A 19737-nucleotide genomic window follows, 5' to 3' on the forward strand; every position below is an offset into this window, starting at 1 on the left:
TTCCCTTCACCCATAATTTCATTGTCATTTCCTTTCCCGTTAAACCCATAACGATACTCTTTGGCATCTTTATGACGATTCGGCACCAGCATTCCAAAAGGATAGTAATCTAAACATCTTTAAAGCCAGTAAATATAGGAACTCATTCCATAATAAATATCCTAAAAAATGCACCAAAAGGCAATTTTCAGCATTTCAAAGATAGAAAATTAATGGTATTTTGGGTTTAATTTAATGAGGGAAATGAGGAAATTCAAAATGTGATTTAGTAACATTTCTTTATCATTAAAAAACCTACAGAATTTATTTGTAAAAGAATTTTAAAAGTTTATCTTGCCCCAGTTTTATTAAAAAAAATACCACATTGAAAACAAAAGTATTATCCGGTTTTTTACTGCTTTTTTTTAGTCTTTTTTTGGTTTCTTTTTCAGATCCGTATGCCATCAAACGCATTTCTGATGCCAACTTCAGATATGAATTTTATACTACCGATAAAAAGGTAAAGGTAAAAGACCATAAAATGTACTTTTGGTTTAAAGGCGGCGCAATTCATAGTGCCGAATCCGGTATTGCCGGAACTTTGCTTGATGATAAATTTGTAAAAATGTATCACAGCAATCAATTGGCCGAACAAGGTCAGTTTAAAGAAGGCCTAAAAGTAGGAACCTGGAAAACCTGGCATCAAAACGGAACTATTGAATCTGTTCAAAATTGGAAAAAAGGTTTAAAATGCGGTGATTATTTACGCTACGACCAAAATGGCGCTCTTGCCGAAACCGGAAAATACAGCAAAGACTTAAAAACGGGTAAATGGGTAAATTTCGAAAAGAAAGATACACTTGTTTACAAAAAAGGAACGCTTGTAATCAAGAAACAAAAACTGTCTAAATCTCAGGAATACAAACTGAAAGAAGAACAGGCTAAAATTGAAAAATCTCAAAAAGAAGCACAACAACTTGAAATCACTCAGGATGCTAATACGTTAACTTCATACAAAGAAGCAACCAAAGAAAAAGAAAAAGCTGAAAAAGAAAGAATAGCAAAAGAAAAAGCAGCCGAAAAAGAAAAAACAGCAAAAGAGAAAGCAGCCGAACAAGAAAAGAAAAAAGCAGCCGATAAAGCTCCCAAAAAAGATTCTAAAACAAAATCTTTCTTTAAAAACATATTTACAAAAAAGCAATAAACTATGGTTAAAGCTCATAGTTTATTATATGCCATTTACATCTGCTTAATCGTATCCATTATTTGCGGCGCATTGTTGTATTTTGCTAATTTGTACAATCAGCTTAACTTATATTACAATTTACAGGAAGAGTTATACATTCAAAACCAGTCGGTTGTCAATTTTGCTTTGGGAAATAAAATTCTTCCGCAGGAAATCGAAAAAGATGAAAACTCAGGAATTGAAGGAAGATACAAAACCAAATCTTATGGTTTACTGACACTTTTACTGGCAGAATCATCCGTAGGAAATGATACTGTAACCTCAGCTCATTTTGTTGGAAATTATGTTACTAACAAAACCGCTATTTATTTAACCAATATCTCCAAATCGCTTAGTTATTCGGGAACGGTTACTTTAACAGGAAACAGCGAATTGCCTTCAGATTTTATTGATGCTGCCTACATTAACAACAGCGCAAACAAGTTTACCAATAACGGAAAAATCACAGTTTCGGATATTAGATTACCTGAAATAAATCCTGATTTTGAAAAAATATTTGAGGAAACAGAAGGTTTAAAAACAGCATTGAAAGACGTAGAAAAACCAAAAGATTCCCTTTACTACAATTCCTTTTTTAACGAAACCAAAGAAATTTACATAAACTCCTCACTTTCGAATATCATTTTTAAAGGCAATTTTATTCTTAAATCACAAGATTCTATCCGGATTAAAAAAAGTACCGTTCTGGAAGATGTAATTTTGATTGCCCCAAAAATAACTTTCGAAGCCGGATTTAAAGGAACCGTTCAGGCATTTGCTACAAAAGGCATTGAACTTGAGGAAAAAGTGACTTTAAATTATCCTTCCGTACTATGTGTTTACAATAAAAATGAAGAAGAAAGCAAAATCATAATAAAAAAAGAAAGTATAATAAGTGGCGCTGTAGTGCTTTTTGGTAATTCGCCAGACGACTTTGATAAAAGCAGCATAGAGATTGCCGAAGAAGGTTTAATCTTTGGAGACATTTATTGTACCGGAAAATTGGCTTTAAGAAGCAATGTTTATGGTTCTGTTTACACCAATCGTTTTTTTGTAAAAACAATGGCTTCAACTTACGACAATACCATTAGCGATGTCGAAATAAATGCCAGCAAACGACCCGCTTATTTTATTTCAATTCCTTTGTTTAACAATCAAAAATCAGCCTATGGTATTCTTAAAAAAGTATTATAGTGTAAAAGCAAACTCCATTCTGGAGTCGGTAATCGCGTTAACCATTATCTCGATTTGCCTGTATTTTGCTATTTTGATTTTTGCTTCTGTTTTTACACCCAGAACATCGGCCAAGTTTTACAGCACTCAAAATAAAGTAAATGAACTGTTCTTTTTGTCGCAATTAAAAAATGATTCGCTGCAATACGAAAGTGCAAACGAAGATCTTTTGATAGAAGAAGAAATTGTAAATGATCATTTAAAAAAGATTTCGGTACAATATAAAGATAGCACGCAGTTTAAATTCGAAAAAAGTTTTTATGTCGAAAATAACCCTTAATCAGAAAAATTCAGTTTCGGCATTTTCTATTATAGAAACAATCGTCGGCATGGCGATTACAGCAATTATTATGAGCATTTTATTTGTCATCTTTAATATCGTCACAGAGCGAATGCTTGATTTTAAAAATCAAAATCAACTCGTTAACGATTTAAACCGACTAACTTACAGCATAAACAAAGACATTTTCGAAAAGGAAAAAATGACAAGAATTGATAATGAATTATTTTTTAAAGGATATGCAGGAGAAAAAGTAACCTATAATTTTCAGGAAGATTTTACAATAAGAACTCATGAAACATTTATAGACACTTTTAAAATCAAATTAAAGCAAATCGTTATCGATACCGTCAGGAATAAATCGGAGCAATTACTATTTCAAAAACTAAAATTAAATGTAGAAATTAATGAAAACGAATCCTCTTTAAATTTCTACAAAAGAGTTTATGCTAATGAATTATTACAAAAAATACCAAAATAATGAGCCTCGATTTAAGCACATATAAAGCACCAAAAGCTGAGAAAACTGATTTTAAATTACCATCAGCAGGTACTTCATTTCAATTTTCGAAAAAACTATCTGATAAGAAAAAAGAAATTTTTTACAGAGAATTGGGCATGCTGTTAAAATCCGGTGTTGATTTTAAAAAAGCTTTGGAAATTCTTAGCAATCAGTCAACAAATAAGTTTGAAAAAGAAATCATAATTCAAATTAAGGATAAAGTTATTTCGGGAAGAAGCATTTACGAATCAATGCGCGAAACCAATCAATTTTCGGCTTACGAGTATTACAGCATTCAGATTGGTGAAGAAACCAGAAAACTGGAAGAAGTTTTAGGCGAACTGCAAAAATACTTCAACCGAAAAATTCAAATGAAAAGACAGATTATTTCTGTTTTAACCTACCCGACAATCGTAATGCTTGTTACCATTTTGGTATTGTATTTCATGTTGAATAAAGTAGTTCCGATGTTTAGTGGTGTATTTAAACAATTTGGAAGCGAATTACCAAAAAGCACGCAGATTATTATAAAAATATCCAATCATTCCGGGACCATTTTTGCCGTTGTTTTTGCTTTCATAATTGGTCTTGTAATTATGCATACTTTACTTAAGGAAAAAGATTTTTACCGGGCTTTTACGACAAAAATGCTTTTGAAAATTCCTTATTTTGGAAACCTCATTAGAAAAATTTACATCTCTCGTTTTTGTCAGGCAATGAATTTATTGATTACATCAAAAACGACTTTAATAAACTCATTATCCCTTACGGCAAAAATGATTGGTTTCTATCCAATCGAAGTAGCGATTCAGGAAATAAAAGACGATATAACGCGTGGGGCTTCTTTAAACGAAAGTTTAAAAAAACACAACGTCTTCGAAAACAAAATGGTTTCCATGGTTGAAGTTGCAGAGCAAGTGAATCAGCTTGAAACTATGTTTGAACGACTTACAGAGCAATATAATGAAGAAATTAGTCATCAGACAAAAATGATTGGAGTCATTCTGGAACCCATGATAATCATCGTTATCGGAGTAATTGTAGGAGTAATTATGGTGTCTATGTACGCCCCAATGTTTGATTTAAGTAAAATTATAAATAAATAGTAATAGTTTCGTTACAATTTGTATTTTTGCCGCCAAAGATATTAACATATTTTAATAAATAAATGCATACAAATGTCAAATAAGATAAAAAAATTATTAAAAAATAGTAAAAAAGCTACAATTAAAGCATATTCGTTAACAGAAATTTTAATTGTATTATGCATTATTGGAATATTGTTGTTAATGGTTTTACCTAATCAAACTTCTGTAATTGGACAAGCAAAAGCTATTGAAGCCCAAGCTATGCTTAATCAGGTTTATGGTTTAGAAAAAAGTCATTTTTACAGACATTCTAAATATTCAGGCAGTCTGGAAGAATTAGGATTCGAACAGGAACAAACTGTAGACGAAGGCGGACAGGCCGTATATAAAATTGAAATCCTTGAAGCATCAAATGATTCATTTCTTGCCAGAGCTACCGCAACCTCAGATCTTGATGGAGATGGTAATTTTAATACTTGGGAAATTGACAGTAAAAAAATGCTAACCGAAGTAACAAAAGAATAATTTGGAAATAACTTTACTTTCTTTATCATTTACTTTATTGTTTGTGTTTTTTCAGGATTGGAAATACAGGCGCATTCATGTATTGCTGCCAGTCGCTATCTTTCTTTTATCATTGTATGTAACACATTTACAACCTTCCGTTTTTAAAAACACTCTCTTAAACGGGGCCTTTTTTCTTATTACACTGGTTGTACTCGTAATTTATATGAGCATTAAAAACAGACAATTCCTAAATCCATTTCAACATTATTTTGGGCTGGGTGATTTACTTTTTTATATAGCAGTCACTCCGCTGTTTTTATTGCCGAATTTTATTTTGTTTTTTATACTTTCTATGGTTTTTGCTCTTGCTTTACAAATTATATTCAAGAAAATTATTCATGAAAATACAGTCCCTTTAGCCGGATTTTCGGCATTATTTTTATTTATTATTCTGATAAAAGATTATCTGTCTTTTTATCAAAAATTTACTTTGATATAAATTATGCAGGAAATCACCATTCTTTCAGAAAACCAGCATATTGTGTCAAGCGATCTCGCAAACCAATATCGAATATTACCGAAATCAGTTTCAGAAAACACTTTAGAATTATATGTTGATGATTCTTATAATAATGCTGATGCAAAAGAAGAACTGGAACTTTTTTTAGGCAAAAACATTATATTTAGTCCAATTGATTCTTATGAAATAGAAAAAGCACTTTCTATTTATTACCGTAAAGAACGATTGACAAATTCTAATAAATCATTAAATTTTGACAGAGGTGATTTTCTTGAAAATTTACTGGAAGAAGCAAAATCATTAAAATGTAGTGATATTCATTTTGAAGTTTATGAAAATTCTGCCCGAATCAGGTTTAGGATTGACGGACAACTTATTGAACGTTATAAAGTTGAACGCGAAAATTATCTTGAATTAGTAAACAAAATCAAGATTAAAGCAAAACTTAATATTACCGAAAAACGTTTACCACAAGACGGAAGGATAACTAATGATTCGTTTGATATAAGGGTTTCTATTTTACCAACCTTATTTGGTGAAAAAATAGTAATGCGTTTATTAGGACAGGATGCATCTAATATCGATCTGAGCACACTTGGGCTTCAAAAAGAAGAATTAGAACATTATCTTGAAGCTGTAAAGAAACCAAACGGAATTATTTTAATAAGCGGTCCTACAGGTTCGGGAAAGACAACTACACTTTACGCAACCTTAAGATTACTTAATGATAGCCGTAGAAATATAGTTACTGTTGAAGATCCTATAGAATATACTCTAAAGGGAATTAATCAGGTACAATTAAAAGAAGATATTGGACTAACTTTTTCATCTGCCTTAAAATCATTTTTAAGACAAGATCCCGATGTTATAATGTTAGGGGAAATTAGAGATTCTGAAACTGCGTTAATGGCCATCAGAGCTTCATTAACAGGTCACCTGGTATTATCTACCATTCACACCAACTCAGCAATAGGAACAATTTCGAGATTGATTGATATGGGCGTGCCTTCGTATCTAATTGCAGAAACCCTAAACCTTTCTGTAGCGCAGCGATTAATTCGAAAACTATGTCCGAATTGCAAAAAAGAAACGCCTTTTATCGGGAAGGATTTTCCTATGAATTATAAATTGCCATACGAAATAACATCGTATTACAAACCTGTTGGCTGCAACCAGTGTTTTCATACAGGATATAAGGGAAGAACCGCAATTTATGAAGTCCTTACAATAGACTCCATAATTGCAGAAGCCATAAAAAACAATACCGTTACTAAATTATTCAGTAACGATGAAAATTATAAATCACTATCAGAAAAAGCTTTTGATATTTTGGCCGAAGGAGAAACGGCCTTAGAAGAAATATATTCTATTTTAATTAACTTATAAATAAATGTTTAAAAAATTAGGTTACGTAATTATTGTACTATTTTTTACCAATAGTATTGTTGCACAACAAGATATAAACGAATTAAGCAAACAGTTTGATGCCCTTTCGGCACAAAAAAAAGGACTTAACGAAACTATTAAAATAGATGTTTCAGGCTTAACACTTCATGATTTTATTTCTTCAATTGCCGAGGAACATCAGTTGAATATTGATGTCGATACCGAATTGAATCAGCCTGTATCAAACAACTTTTTTGATGTTACAGTCAAGGATGTATTTATTCATCTTGTACAAAAATATGATCTTGAAGTTACTTTCATGAACAATATTATTCTATTCAAGAAAAGAAAGGCGGTAAAAGTCGTCGAGAAAAAGCTCCCAAAGGTTATTGACGTGAGCTATAATTCGCAAAATGATTTTTTATCCCTAAGATTAGAAAATGATACTTTATCAGCAGTTGCAAAAGCAATTATTGACAAATCGGGTAAAAACTTAATTTTGGCGACTGAAGTTAAAAATATCCGTGTATCAGCTTATATTTTAAATCGTCCGTTTGATCAGGTAATAGAAATGATGTCAAAATCAAATGACCTGATTGCAACAAAAGATGAAAATGGTTTTTACTATATCGAAAAAAATAAAGATGGAACCGTTTCATTAAACAGTAGTTCTCAAAAATCAAAACAGCCAAAAGCCAGTAGTGGAGTACCGGGATTTTATGAAGTTATTTTAAATAAAAATGGTCTTTTAAATGTAAAAGCATATATCGCCGATGCCTCTGATTTATTGACAGAAGCAGCCGAAAAATTACACGTTAATTATTTTTTATACAATAAACCTGAAAACGAAAAAACAACCCTTTCTGCAGAAAATATTACTTTTGATGAATTATTATTTCACATTTTTAAAGGAAAAAAATATACATTTAAAAGACAAGGTAATCTCTATTTAATTGGAGATGAAGGAGCAGAAGGATTGCGTGCTACAGAAATCCTTCAATTAGAAAACAGATCAATTGAACTTGTTTTGGCCTCACTGCCTAAAGTCTTTACAGAGAAACTGGAAATTAAGGAATTTGTAGAACTAAACGGATTAGTAGCCTCCGGATCTAAATCGATATTGGAAGAATTAAAACTATATATCAAGCAAATTGATAAAGTAGTACCAATGGTTCAGATTGAAGTAATCATTGTACAATACAATAAATCGCACGATGTACAAACGGGAATGAAAGCCGGTCTTGATAAAATCAACAAACAGGTTACTGGCGGAACATTGTTTCCAACAACAGATGTTACTGTAAACTCAACCTCTGTAAACAGTTTAATCGATGCCTTTAATGGTTTTGGAATTTTCAAACTGGGAAAAGTTACTGAAGCTTTTTATCTTAATTTAAAATTATTAGAAAATAATTCTATCGTTAAAGTAGAATCAACGCCAAAAATCGCAACTATCAGCGGTCACGAAGCAAAATTATCTATTGGAGAAACAAGCTACTATTTTGAACAAAGCAACCGTTTGATTAATAGTAATATTGGAAACGACATCTTAAATTCAGGAACATGGAAATCTACAGATGCTAACTTAAGCCTTTCTATAAAACCGTTTGTTTCTATTGATGAAAATGTAACACTTACCATAGTAGTTGAAAAAAGTTCTTTCCTGGCAAGAGCCGGCGAAAATGCTCCTCCGGGAAAAGCAACCCAAAAATTTGAATCCCTTGTTCGTGTTAAGAATGGTGAAATGATATTATTAGGCGGTTTAGATGAATTAAAAAAAGAAGACAGCGGTTCAGGAACTCCTCTATTATCAAGAATACCTATTATAAAATGGTTTTTTAGCAGTAGAAAAAAAGGAAAAACCAACTCAAAATTGCACATTTTTATTAAACCAACAGTGGTATATTAATGATTACATTTTTATCTAAAATAATAAAACTAAACAATTTACACGTAATTGGAATCATTAAGAAAGATAATGAGGAGAGTTATCATGTTCTGACGGTTAAGAAAAAAGGAAGTAAAATTGATATTGTAAATGCGGTTTCGTTTGATTCTTTCGAAAAAATTGCCCAAAATATTGACCTTAAAATTCCTGTCCTTTTAGCTATTGATGGAAAAGGAATTTTGAATAAAGAAATAAATTTCAATAACGAGAGTGATGTAACCTGGTATAAAAACATAGATTTTGAATCGATTTATTATACCAGCCTGATGGGTTCAAACAGTAATTTTATTAGTTTCTGCAGAAAAAACATCGTACAGGAAATTACTGAAAAATTTCTAAAAAAAGGTTTTCAGGTTGCCGATATTTATGTAGGTTCTTTTTTATCAGGCTTATTGCACAATGCAATAAAAAAAGACTTTATTACGTCAAACGATATCATTTTACAACTTGAAAATGGAAGACTAGCTGGCTTCACTAAACAAACTGACCCTGTAAAAACAGAAGATTATAGTATTGGTAAAGATACCATTTCCAGCAATTTCTTACCTCTTTATGGAATTATTGTTCATTTTTTTATTCAGCCAAAAGAAGTTTCAAAAACAAAAAATGAAACCTTAAATACAGAAGAGATTGTATATAAAAAAGCCTTTAATGTTTTAGGAATTACAATGCTCGTTGGTTTTTTAATTAGTTTATTGACAAGCTATTTCCTTATACAATATTATGGGGCAAAAAATGCTGAATTAAATCTCCAGAGTGTATATTCTAATCAATCATACCAATTAATACTAGACCTTGAAAAACAAAAAGAAAACAAACAACAACTTTTACAAGAGTCCGGATTTCTGTCGGCAAAATTTCTTTCTTTTTACAGTTATGAGATAATTAAGGGAATTCCGCAAGATATTTCTTTAACTAATTTGAATATCATTCCGGTAACCAAAGAAATTAAAGCCACTAAAAAAATAAGTTTTGATGCGAAAACAATCATTATAAAAGGAGAAACTTTCAACGAATCTTCATTTAATAATTGGATGGAAAAAATAAAAAAAATGGACTGGCTTAAAAATTTTGAAATTATAAGTTTCAAAAAAGACAAGAAAAATAAGTCGCAGTTTGAAATAAAAATCACGATAAAAGATGTTTGAAAACTATTCCTATAAAAAGAAATTCATGGTTTTGCTCCTGGTTTTTGTTATGCTTTTAATAACAGCATATAAAAGATCTTTTCACAACTTATTTCAGGTAATACATGAATATAAAACATTAGCTGAGAAAACAAACGACATCAATAAAAAAGCAAATAATACAGAGAAACTAACAAAAGAAATTAATTATCTGGACCGTGTTATTGGCAAAGAAGGTATTACAAAAGAAATGGTACAGCAAGGAATAATAAGTTTTGCCTCTACCAAAGATCCTAAAATTTCTATTAACGATTTGCAATCTTCTCATGTTTTTTCTGATGAAAATTACCGAATAATTAGTAATCAGCTTGATGTAACCGGAAACTGCAATCAATTATTAGCCTTAGGATATGGTTTTGAAAAAAAGTTTGATTATTCGAGAATTGTCAGCATGAATTTCTATACCACCAAAAAAAACAATACCTCTGAAGTTTTACATTTAAAAATGATTTTTCAAAATTATGAAAACAATAAATAAAATTATATTCGCACTTTTAGCCCTATCGATTATATCTTGTGATGATGTTTTTGAAGAAGATATTTCAAATGATATCATAGAAACAACATCCCCAAAAGATGATGCAACAATTGAAAGTAATGTAGTCACCTTTAAATGGAACGAACTTGATGGAGCAAAAAAATATCGCTTACAAGTATTAGACTTAGAAGAAACAGTAGTGTTTGACTCATTAGTTAGCCAAACAAGTTTCATTTGTCCATTAGAGCCGGGATCTTACTTATGGAAAGTAAGAGGCGAAAATTTTGCTTATGAATCTGAATATTCAGAAACTTCAACTTTCTCTATAATAACTACTGAAAATCTAGCCAATCAGCAAGTTATATTATCCAGTCCAGACAATAACATTTACAAAAATACAACAAGTGTTACGCTTAAATGGCAAAAACTGGCTGCAGCAACGAGTTATAATGTAGAAGTAGTAAATACTACAACCGGTGAATCTGTTTATACCGCAGAAAGTATATCCGAAACAAGTGTCGCGCTAAGCAGCACAGATTTAGAGCAGGACGCTGTTTATCAATGGAAAATAAGAGGAATAAACAGTACGAGCCAAACCACACAAGTATCTACAAGAAATTTTATGATAGATACCGTTGTTCCAAATGTACCGCAAAATAGTCTCCCGGCAACTAATGCTACCATTACAAATAACGTATCAACTGCTTTCACTTGGATTTCTCCAACCGACACTGGAACAGTGCAATCGCCATTGTTGTATACTATAGAATTTTCGACCACCAATACTTTTACCACCCTGCTTTTTACTACAAACAATTCAAGTACATCCTATCAATATACATTTACGGCTATTGGAGATTATTACTGGAGAATTAAAACTAGTGATTCTGCAGGTAATATCAGTGCTTATAGTAGTCCGTTTAAGGTGACAGTAATCTAAGAAAAAATGGTTAAAAAGAAAATCAATATTGTTTTAATAATTGTAGTTTTAGGACTATGGGGATCTGTATTTTATAAAACGATCAGTCAATATTTCTTTACTAAAGAAATAGCTGCCAATACCGCATATTCAGAAAAAATACAATTCAATCAAATCAACAAGGATACTTTTGCATTAGAAAAAGTATCGAGAGATCCTTTTCTAAACAAACAAACGCAGGAAGCAGTCTCCTATCCTAAAAGACAATATACAAATAATGCTTCTGCTACGCCAAAAAGAGCAAAACCCGCAATTCAGCCTCGCCAACTAACAGTGTGGCCGGCAATTTCGTATCATGGTTATATAAAAGATTCACGAGGAGAATTGGTCATCATTAAAATCAACCAAAAAATGTTTCGTTTAAGAAAAGATGCGCTTGCAGATGGAATTATCGTAAAAAAAATATCCAGCGATTCTTTAGAATTAGATTTCAATAAAGAAAGAAAAGTAATTAAGCGTTTTAAAATTTAAGTACTTTTCTTTTTATTTCAGGAGCAGAATTTTTGTTTTCAAACAACAATTTTCCCGCTATACCTTTCAATCTTTTGAGCCGAACCACGACACAAAGTATTTCCTGTTCTATCAGGATAGATTATCTTTTTATTTTTGAAGTCACTATTAATCTCCTTATCAAACCATATTTTTAGCTTAATAAATATGTATATTTAGGAAAAATATTAATTTATGAAATTAAGGATTCAAAACTTTAGAAGTCTAAAAGACACTGGAGACATTGAAATTAAACCTATTACCGTTTTGATTGGAAAAAACAGTTCAGGTAAAAGTTCTTTTTTAAGAACCTTTCCAATGTTAAAACAAAGTACACAAGAAAAAACAGTATCGCCTATACTTTTATTTGGAGATTATGTCGATTTTGGATCATATAATGACATCAAGCCTCATTTTTCCAAAGATAATGAAATGCTTTATGAATTGGGTTTTACTATTAACACAAATTCGTTAAGCACTTTAAGACAACAATTTAGATATTCAAGATCGAAACGACTAGAAAAAGAATTTGAATTTAGATATAGCTTAAGATTTTACGAAAACAAAAAGCAACTTATTCAAATTGTTAATATTAAATTTGAAGTACTAGAAAACAAAATCAATATAATATTTGATCAAGAAAATAAGAAGATAACAGAAATAAGCCTTAACAATAAAAAAATATTCGGAGTAGAAGATAATTTAGTATTTCTTGATGATGGAGAATTTAGTGTTGATATCTATCAAGAGAAAAAAATTTCAGAGAAAAAAAATTTCGAACAGTTTAGTCATTTGGTAAGACGAGAACTTGTTAAAATCATATCAAAATATGTACATGGCGGTACTGAAAATGAAGCTAAAATTGATATAATTAGAAAAATTGGGTTTTCTGATGATGATGAAATAATGTTGAAAGAAATTAAGTCAATTACAAGTCCATCTTCTTGGAAAAAGCGTTCCCAAACATGGAGTTCTGACTCAAAGGAATTTAAGGAACTTAAGAACTATTTTTTTTTATATGACTTTTTCACTTATTACTCTGACATAACTAACACCTATCTTAAAAGTTTATTTCTGAATATTAACTATATAGCTCCACTTAGAGCTACAGCAGAAAGATATTATCGAATTCAACATTTAGCGGTTGATGAAGTGGATCAAAACGGGAAGAACCTCCCGGTTTTTTTAGGAAGCTTAAGTGATTCACAATTGGTAAACTTCCAATCTTGGACTTATGAAAATTTTGGATTTAAAACTAAAATCTCTAAAATTGAAGGACATTATTCTATCAAAATTGAACATGAAGATAAATATGAAATTAATCTATCAGATATGGGATTTGGATATTCACAAATTCTTCCAATTCTAACTCAAATATGGCATTCTTCCACAAAAAAAAGAGCTAAAAGAAACAGTTTTCTATATAGTGATGATATAGAAAAAATAATAGTAATTGAACAGCCTGAACTTCATTTACATCCTGACTTTCAAGCAAAATTCGCCGACGCCATATCTAAAATCATTACATCATCTAAAAAAAACAATATTTCTTTAAAACTTATTATTGAAACACACAGCGATGTTATTATTAATAGATTCGGAGATAACATTTTGAACAATGAAATTTCTAATGAAGACATTAATATTGTAATTTTTGACAAAAAAAATGAAATCAGCCCAACAGAAATAAAAAATTCATATTTTGATATTGAAGGGAATTTAAGGAATTGGCCATTAGGATTTTTTCAACCTCCAATAATTTAACGTATTATGGTTTTATTTATTGATGATTCCTTGGTAAATAGTATAGGAAATGAATTGAATTTTAAAGTTTTTTTTCAAAAATTAATGGTATCATATACAGAAGGAAAACATGTCATTATAATTTCTCCAATTAATATTAAAAAAATTTTAGATTCAAAAGTTTTAGATTCACATTCAGAAATTGTATTAAAACATTATTTTTCACATAACAAAGCTTCGTTGGAAATACTTGATTTATTCGATAAAATAACAAGAATAATACCTAGTACAGAACAAGAAACAGTTTATTCAGTCATTACAAATAAAAAAGAGTTTAACAATATAAATATTGAGAAATTTATTGATACGGTAAATTTTCAAAAAACTATTCTACTTGGAGAAAATGGAAACGACATTCTAGTGTACGCATTAATGGCTGAATACTACAAGATAAGTAGTAACAAAAACGCCTTCGTTTTGAGCTATAAATCTCAGACAGGCGGGGGGAGTACAACAGTAAATGAATATAAAACAATTTTTTCTGCAGGTGAGGAATTTTGTTTTTGTCTTCTAGATAGTGATAAAAGAACTCCACATAAATCAATTGGTGATACTGCAAAAAAAGTAAAAAATTATCACCTTTCAAATTACAATTCCAATTTCAAATGTAATTACCATATTGTTGATGTATTAGAAATTGAAAATTTATTACCCAGAATTTTTTATTTAGAGCATTATGAAAAAAAAGATATAAATAAGACAGGAATACTTAAAAGAATTGAATCATTTGAAAAAATTGATCCTAGTTCTTTTTTTCACGTTGATTTAAAAAAAGGCTTAAAAAAAATAGAAGATTATAGTGATGATAGTTTCAAAAATTATTGGTTTAATTTATTACTAGGAATAAATCCTATGACCGAAGATTTTGGAAATGGCGATTATGGATGTTTTAAAGGGTATGGTGATAAAATAGTAGTTGATTTTCTTAATTTTGAAAAGGAAGAAATTTTTAAGTTTGTTAATAATGATAATGTTTCACAAAATTGGTCTGAAATTGGCAAAAAATTAAGCTCATACATTTATGGAACACCGAAAATTAGAGTAATCTAAACCAAGATAGACCTACTTCAACAAATACCCCAAACGAATACTCCCGTAAAAAGATCCGTTCATATCATGACTTTCTAATTCTTTTCCATGATAAATAAAAGAGTAAGACATATTGAAGTTATTATGGCGGTATTTTAAACCAAATTCAGCATTAAAACGCCACGGAATCAACTCGAAAGTTACCGGACTTGTATTGCTAAACATGCTTCCTTCGATTGTAGCATCATAAAATTGGTAATTGATACTCGGAATGGCGTAAAAGTAAAATTCACGAACATTGTATTGCACTTGGGAACTTACAGAAGCATCGTGCAAATTAGAATCGTAAATTGGAAGTAATTTTTTGAAACCTAGTCGGGTTAAAAAACCTGCGGAAACTCCGGTGAAAATTGTCCCAACATTTGCTTCTGTCTGAAAGTGAAGATCAGCAAATTCGTTGGGTTCGTTTTTAAGTAACTTCTTCGAATATAAAGCATGCGCCTGAACGCCCAATGCATTGTGAACCTGATTTTCCCAGCCAAAAACTTCTTTGTATCCAATAGTATGATGAAAAGCTTCCTGCATTTGTCTTCCAAAGGCATTAGGCCCCATATAACCCAACTGGAAATCGGTTTTTAAAACTGATTCAGATTGATAAAAAAAGCTTCTCCCCGCTTCGGCAAAAAGATAACCTGCAAACGGACGGTTGTTACGGTTACGAGCTTCAATATTAATATACCTCGGATTATAAATATATTGACCAACACGAAACTCAGTTATTTTCTTGTTGATTTTTTCATTTTCATTCTTTGATAAAAATCGGTAAAAAAGTTCCAGACCATTCGTATAATACATGTCATTTTTAGACGATGTATATAAATCATTATCTGTTATAAAACCTATTTCCTTAGTTTTTCCTTGTCCAAAAGTCAACGTGGTTGTTACTATCAGGAATGCAAAAACAATCTTTTTACTTCCCATCATAATTTATTTTTCCTACTGCTCGCATTTCACGAACAATTCTTTCTTTACGTCGGTTTATATAACTGGAAGATCCTGTTGCCTTGAATTTTCTTGGATTTGGTAATATAGCAGCAATTCCGGCAGCCTGCATTGGCGTTAAACTCGAAGCATCACGACGATACCAATGTTCTGTTGCCGCATAAGCTCCGTAAACACCATCGCCCATTTCGATACTGTTCAGATACACTTCCATAATGCGTTCTTTGCCCCAGATAATTTCTATTAAAACAGTAAAATAAGCTTCTAAACCTTTACGGAAATAACTTTTTCCCTGCCATAAAAACACATTTTTGGCCGTTTGTTGCGAGATCGTACTTCCGCCACGAATTCGGCGTCCGCGTTCGTTGCTTTTATATGCTTTTTGAAGTGCCTTGAAATCGAAACCATTATGAGATAAAAAAGTTCCGTCTTCACTGGCAATTACGGCTTTTTGCAAATTCATCGAAATCTTATCGATAGGTTCCCAATCGTGATCGAAATAAACCTCTTTGCCACCCAGTTTATTTTCTATCGCCCTTATTAACATTAATGGCGTAAAAGGCACGGGTATATATTTAAAAAATATTACAGACCCTATCGAGAGCCCGAAAAACCATAACATTAGTTTAATAAAAAACCATTTTACTTTTTCGCCAAAAGAGCGATTTCCTTTTTTCTTAGCTGCAGGTTTTGGTTTAGTTGCGCTTGTTGTTTTTTTTAGTGGTGTTTTTTTAACTCCCATTATATTAAATCTGCTAATTCTGTTCCTATTAAACTTCCTATTGCAACGCCCATTCCGCCCAAACGCACTCCACAAAACACGTTTTCAGACAGTTGCGAAACAACAGGTTTTTTACTGTTTCCGATTCCCATAATGCCGCTCCAACGATGTGCAATTTGGAAATCCTGATTTGGTAAAATTACATTTTTAAGTAAATCTTCCAACTTATTTTGTACAATTTTGGTCTGACCAAATTCAGTTGTATTTTCTGCTTCAAAATCGAGGTTTCTTCCCCCTCCAAGTAAAATTCTATCACCAATATTTCTGAAATAATAATAACCGCGATCCAAATGAAAAGTTCCTTTAATATCCAGATTTTTAATAGGTTCTGTAATTAAAACCTGCGCTCTGGCGGGCTGAACTTCACCTTTTGTCAAAGCATTGGCAAACCCATTTGTAGCAAAAAGTATTTTTTGAGATTTAAAACTAAAATCCCCAAGAGCAATTTCAACCTGATTTCCCAAATCGGCATAACCTGTTACGATTTGTTGATTCAAAATTAAAATATCTGCAGCAACGGCTTGTTTCAGCAATTCCTGCATCATATTTCCGGTATCGATTTGTGCTTCAAACGGATTAAAAATCAAATATTCGTGAATGTTTTCAAATCCAAATCGATCGACTTCTTTGGCAAAAACATCACTCTTGAAAATGTGTTTTAAAATTTCGTTGATAAATGGCAAACGCATTATCGTTTCGTTAAAACCTCTTTCATCATCTTTTAGAAACAATTCATATCCGCCGTGAGGTTTAAAATCTATTGCAGTGTCACCAAGCCTTTTTCGAAGCAATTGCAAACCCTGCCAGCGTTTTTCGATTAATTGCACAACGTCTTCTTCTGAATGTGTGTTTAAATCTTCTAAAATTTCAGAAAGACTTCCAAAACAGGCAAAACCGGCATTTTTTGTACTCGCACCTTGTGGTAATGCTCCTTTTTCTAAAACCAGAATTTTAGCTGCCGGAAATCTTTCGCGTAAGCGTAATGCTGCATGCAATCCTACAATTCCGCTTCCAACAATTGTATAATCAACGTTGGTGAACCAATTTTTCAGTTCCCAGTAACTTAAATCCATTTGGCAATTTTTTATAAAAATAATGATTTTTTTTTCACCATATAAGTTATATAAGATCATTTAAAATTATTTTTTTACCATTAAGAGATTAAGTTATATTAAGTAGCAAAGCTTAATTTTTCTTAATCTCTTAATGGTTAATTTAAAATATTTTTATTTTTCATAAATCATTTTAATTTGCGAAATCTGTGGCTAATTTTATCATTTATCTGAGATTCAAATGAACTTATAATACTTATATGGTTGGAATCTTTTAACATTTACTTGCTGAAATATAGTTGTACTTTTAGCTCCACAAAAATTAGAATTTTATTATGAAAAAAGTATTATTTACAACCTTAATAATGATGAGTTTAAATGCTATCGGACAGAATGTAATGTCACCGGAATTGTTATGGAAGTTAGGAAGAGTCTCTGCGCTTGGACTTTCGAAAGATGAAAAAAATGTTGTTTTTAAGGTTTCAACTCCTTCTGTTGAAGAAAACAAATCGCATTCTAAATTTTACACGATTCCTGTAAATGGCGGAAATGCAACTGAAATTAAGGATACTAAAGAGATTTTGAAAGACAAAAATATTTCGCCTGACGGAAAATTTTTAGTGTATAATGAAGAAGTTAAAATTGATAAAGTCTTAGGAAAAGATTATTATCCAAACCTGACAAAATCAGACGTTCAAATTTATAATGGTTTAGATTATCGTCATTGGGATACTTGGAATGAAGGAAAATTTAACCATGTTTTTTATAAAGAAAATAAAGAAGGCGCAACAGGAATTGATATTTTAAAAGGTGAAACGTTTGATTCTCCGCAAAAACCATTTGGCGGCGACGAAGATTATATCTGGTCTCCTGATGGAAAAAGCATTTTGTATGTGTGCAAGAAAAAAGCAGGAACCGAATATGCAATTTCTACCAATACCAATATTTATGAGTACAATTTAGAAACTCAAAAAACGACCAACCGAACCGAAGATAATTTGGGTTACGATACGGCTCCGCAATTTTCTCCAACAGGAAACCTAACATGGTTACAAATGAAACGTGACGGTTACGAAGCTGATAAAAACGATATTATTGTTGAGTTTAAAGGAATCAAAACCAACTTAACGGCATATTGGGACGGAACTGTAGATAATTTTATCTGGAGCAAAGATGGAAAAAACGTATATTTTGTTGCTCCGGTTGATGGTACAAAACAACTTTTTGTTGTTAATTTTCCGGGTTTAACTAGAATTGCAATTCAGGTTCGTCAAATTACAAATGGTGATTTTGACGTAAATGACTTGGTTGGTTTTGCCGGTGATGATATCATCGTAACAAGAAATGACATGAATCATGCTCCGGAAATTTTCTCTTATAATTTGAAGAAAAGCAGCTGGAAACAACTTTCAAACGTCAATACCGAAACATATAAAACATTGGCGTTAGGCAAAACTGAAAGACGTTATGTTACCACAACTGATGGCAAAAAAATGTTGGTTTGGGTAATTCTACCTCCAAATTTCGATGCTTCAAAAAAATATCCAACTTTATTATTCTGTCAAGGCGGACCACAAAGTGCGTTGACACAATCGTATTCTTTCCGTTGGAATTTCTCTTTAATGGCAGCAAAAGGTTATATTGTTGTAGCACCAAACCGTCGCGGAATGCCAGGTCACGGTGTTGAATGGAACGAAAAAATTAGTAAAGACTGGGGCGGACAAGTGATGGACGATTACCTTTCTGCAATTGATGACGTTGCCAAAGAAAATTATGTAGATAAAAGTCGTTTAGGTTGTGTTGGTGCAAGTTATGGAGGATATTCGGTATTTTATTTAGCCGGAATTCATAACAACCGTTTTAAAACTTTTATTGCTCACGATGGCGTTTTCAATACAGTAAGTATGTTGGGAACTACAGAAGAAGTTTTCTTTAACAATTGGGATTTTGGAGGTGCTTATTGGGAAAAAGACAATGCTGTGGCTCAAAAAGCTTACACTACTTTTAATCCGGCAACTTTGGTACAAAACTGGAATAAACCGATTTTAATTTTTCAGGGAGGAAAAGATTTCCGTGTGCCAATCGGACAAGGACAAGAAGCTTTTCAGGCTGCACAACTTCGCGGAATTAAAAGCAGATTGGTTTATTTTCCAGAAGAAAACCATTGGGTTTTACAGCCACAAAATGCTCAGGTTTGGCAGGGAGAATTTTTTAAATGGCTGAGCGAAACGCTTTAATATATTAAATAAATAAAATTAGCCATCTATTT

The 19737-nt window shown here is 31.5% G+C and carries 18 protein-coding genes; 15 read left to right on the plus strand and 3 right to left on the minus strand.

All coding sequences use genetic code 11. From position 1 onward, the window contains the following. The first annotated feature begins 364 nt into the window (after positions 1-364). The 14 genes from SD960_RS14170 to SD960_RS14235 all read left to right on the plus strand — a co-directional run bounded on the left by SD960_RS14170 (position 365) and on the right by SD960_RS14235 (position 14654). On the plus strand, positions 365-1183 hold the full coding sequence (locus tag SD960_RS14170) for a hypothetical protein (protein ID WP_318804126.1): 819 nt from the start codon (positions 365-367) through the stop codon (positions 1181-1183). 3 nt (positions 1184-1186) lie between these two features. Then, positions 1187-2398, plus strand: a complete 1212-nt coding sequence (locus SD960_RS14175; RefSeq protein WP_318804128.1) for a hypothetical protein — start codon at positions 1187-1189, stop codon at positions 2396-2398. Next, a complete protein-coding gene (locus SD960_RS14180; RefSeq protein ID WP_318804130.1) occupies positions 2373-2717 on the plus strand; it encodes a hypothetical protein in 345 nt (114 codons plus the stop codon). Before SD960_RS14175 ends, SD960_RS14180 begins: the two co-directional genes overlap by 26 nt. Further along, positions 2698-3198, plus strand: a complete 501-nt coding sequence (locus tag SD960_RS14185; protein ID WP_318804132.1) for a hypothetical protein — start codon at positions 2698-2700, stop codon at positions 3196-3198. The genes SD960_RS14180 and SD960_RS14185 overlap by 20 nt, the downstream gene beginning before the upstream one ends. Then, positions 3198-4325 (plus strand): type II secretion system F family protein, encoded by a 1128-nt coding sequence (locus SD960_RS14190; RefSeq protein ID WP_318804134.1) that lies wholly within the window; start codon positions 3198-3200, stop codon positions 4323-4325. Before SD960_RS14185 ends, SD960_RS14190 begins: the two co-directional genes overlap by 1 nt. Before the next feature lie 72 nt (positions 4326-4397). After that, complete coding sequence (locus SD960_RS14195) at positions 4398-4832, plus strand: type IV pilin protein (protein WP_073397650.1); 435 nt, start codon at positions 4398-4400, stop codon at positions 4830-4832. Positions 4833-5316: 484 nt separating this feature from the next. Continuing rightward, complete coding sequence (locus tag SD960_RS14200) at positions 5317-6720, plus strand: GspE/PulE family protein (RefSeq protein WP_318804138.1); 1404 nt, start codon at positions 5317-5319, stop codon at positions 6718-6720. A gap of 4 nt (positions 6721-6724) precedes the next feature. Continuing rightward, positions 6725-8629: a type II and III secretion system protein gene (locus SD960_RS14205; protein ID WP_318804141.1), complete on the plus strand. Its 1905-nt coding sequence runs from the start codon at positions 6725-6727 to the stop codon at positions 8627-8629. Next, complete coding sequence (locus tag SD960_RS14210; RefSeq protein ID WP_318804144.1) at positions 8629-9816, plus strand: PilN domain-containing protein; 1188 nt, start codon at positions 8629-8631, stop codon at positions 9814-9816. The genes SD960_RS14205 and SD960_RS14210 overlap by 1 nt, the downstream gene beginning before the upstream one ends. Then, positions 9809-10333 (plus strand): hypothetical protein, encoded by a 525-nt coding sequence (locus SD960_RS14215; RefSeq protein ID WP_318804146.1) that lies wholly within the window; start codon positions 9809-9811, stop codon positions 10331-10333. The genes SD960_RS14210 and SD960_RS14215 overlap by 8 nt, the downstream gene beginning before the upstream one ends. Continuing rightward, on the plus strand, positions 10317-11273 hold the full coding sequence (locus tag SD960_RS14220) for a hypothetical protein (protein ID WP_318804148.1): 957 nt from the start codon (positions 10317-10319) through the stop codon (positions 11271-11273). Before SD960_RS14215 ends, SD960_RS14220 begins: the two co-directional genes overlap by 17 nt. 6 nt (positions 11274-11279) lie before the next feature. Next, positions 11280-11783, plus strand: coding sequence for a hypothetical protein (locus tag SD960_RS14225; protein ID WP_318804150.1), 504 nt, complete (start codon positions 11280-11282; stop codon positions 11781-11783). A gap of 213 nt (positions 11784-11996) precedes the next feature. After that, positions 11997-13565 carry an AAA family ATPase gene (locus tag SD960_RS14230; RefSeq protein WP_318804152.1) on the plus strand — a complete coding sequence of 523 codons (1569 nt, stop codon included), beginning with the start codon at positions 11997-11999 and terminating at the stop codon, positions 13563-13565. A 6-nt stretch (positions 13566-13571) separates the two neighbouring features. Then, positions 13572-14654, plus strand: coding sequence for a hypothetical protein (locus SD960_RS14235; protein ID WP_318804155.1), 1083 nt, complete (start codon positions 13572-13574; stop codon positions 14652-14654). 12 nt (positions 14655-14666) lie between these two features. Here SD960_RS14235 and SD960_RS14240 read toward each other — a convergent pair whose 3' ends face one another. From SD960_RS14240 to SD960_RS14250, 3 genes are read right to left on the minus strand one after another with little or no spacing between them, the layout of a single operon-like run. Beyond that, entirely contained in the window at positions 14667-15617 is a 951-nt protein-coding gene (locus tag SD960_RS14240; protein WP_318804156.1) for a lipid A deacylase LpxR family protein, read from the minus strand. After that, positions 15604-16377 carry a monofunctional biosynthetic peptidoglycan transglycosylase gene (gene mtgA / locus SD960_RS14245; RefSeq protein WP_318804158.1) on the minus strand — a complete coding sequence of 258 codons (774 nt, stop codon included), beginning with the start codon at positions 16375-16377 and terminating at the stop codon, positions 15604-15606. The genes SD960_RS14240 and mtgA overlap by 14 nt, the downstream gene beginning before the upstream one ends. Continuing rightward, positions 16377-17489, minus strand: a complete 1113-nt coding sequence (locus tag SD960_RS14250; protein ID WP_318804159.1) for an FAD-dependent oxidoreductase — start codon at positions 17487-17489, stop codon at positions 16377-16379. The genes mtgA and SD960_RS14250 overlap by 1 nt, the downstream gene beginning before the upstream one ends. A 314-nt stretch (positions 17490-17803) precedes the next feature. Between SD960_RS14250 and SD960_RS14255 the strand changes: the two genes are divergently transcribed. After that, the gene (locus SD960_RS14255; protein ID WP_318804160.1) at positions 17804-19705 is read left to right on the plus strand and encodes a S9 family peptidase; all 1902 of its coding nucleotides are present in this window, start codon (positions 17804-17806) and stop codon (positions 19703-19705) included. Positions 19706-19737: the final 32 nt, after the last annotated feature.

It is taken from the genome of Flavobacterium sp. MMLR14_040 (assembly GCF_033657265.1).
In the GTDB taxonomy this organism is placed as follows: domain Bacteria; phylum Bacteroidota; class Bacteroidia; order Flavobacteriales; family Flavobacteriaceae; genus Flavobacterium.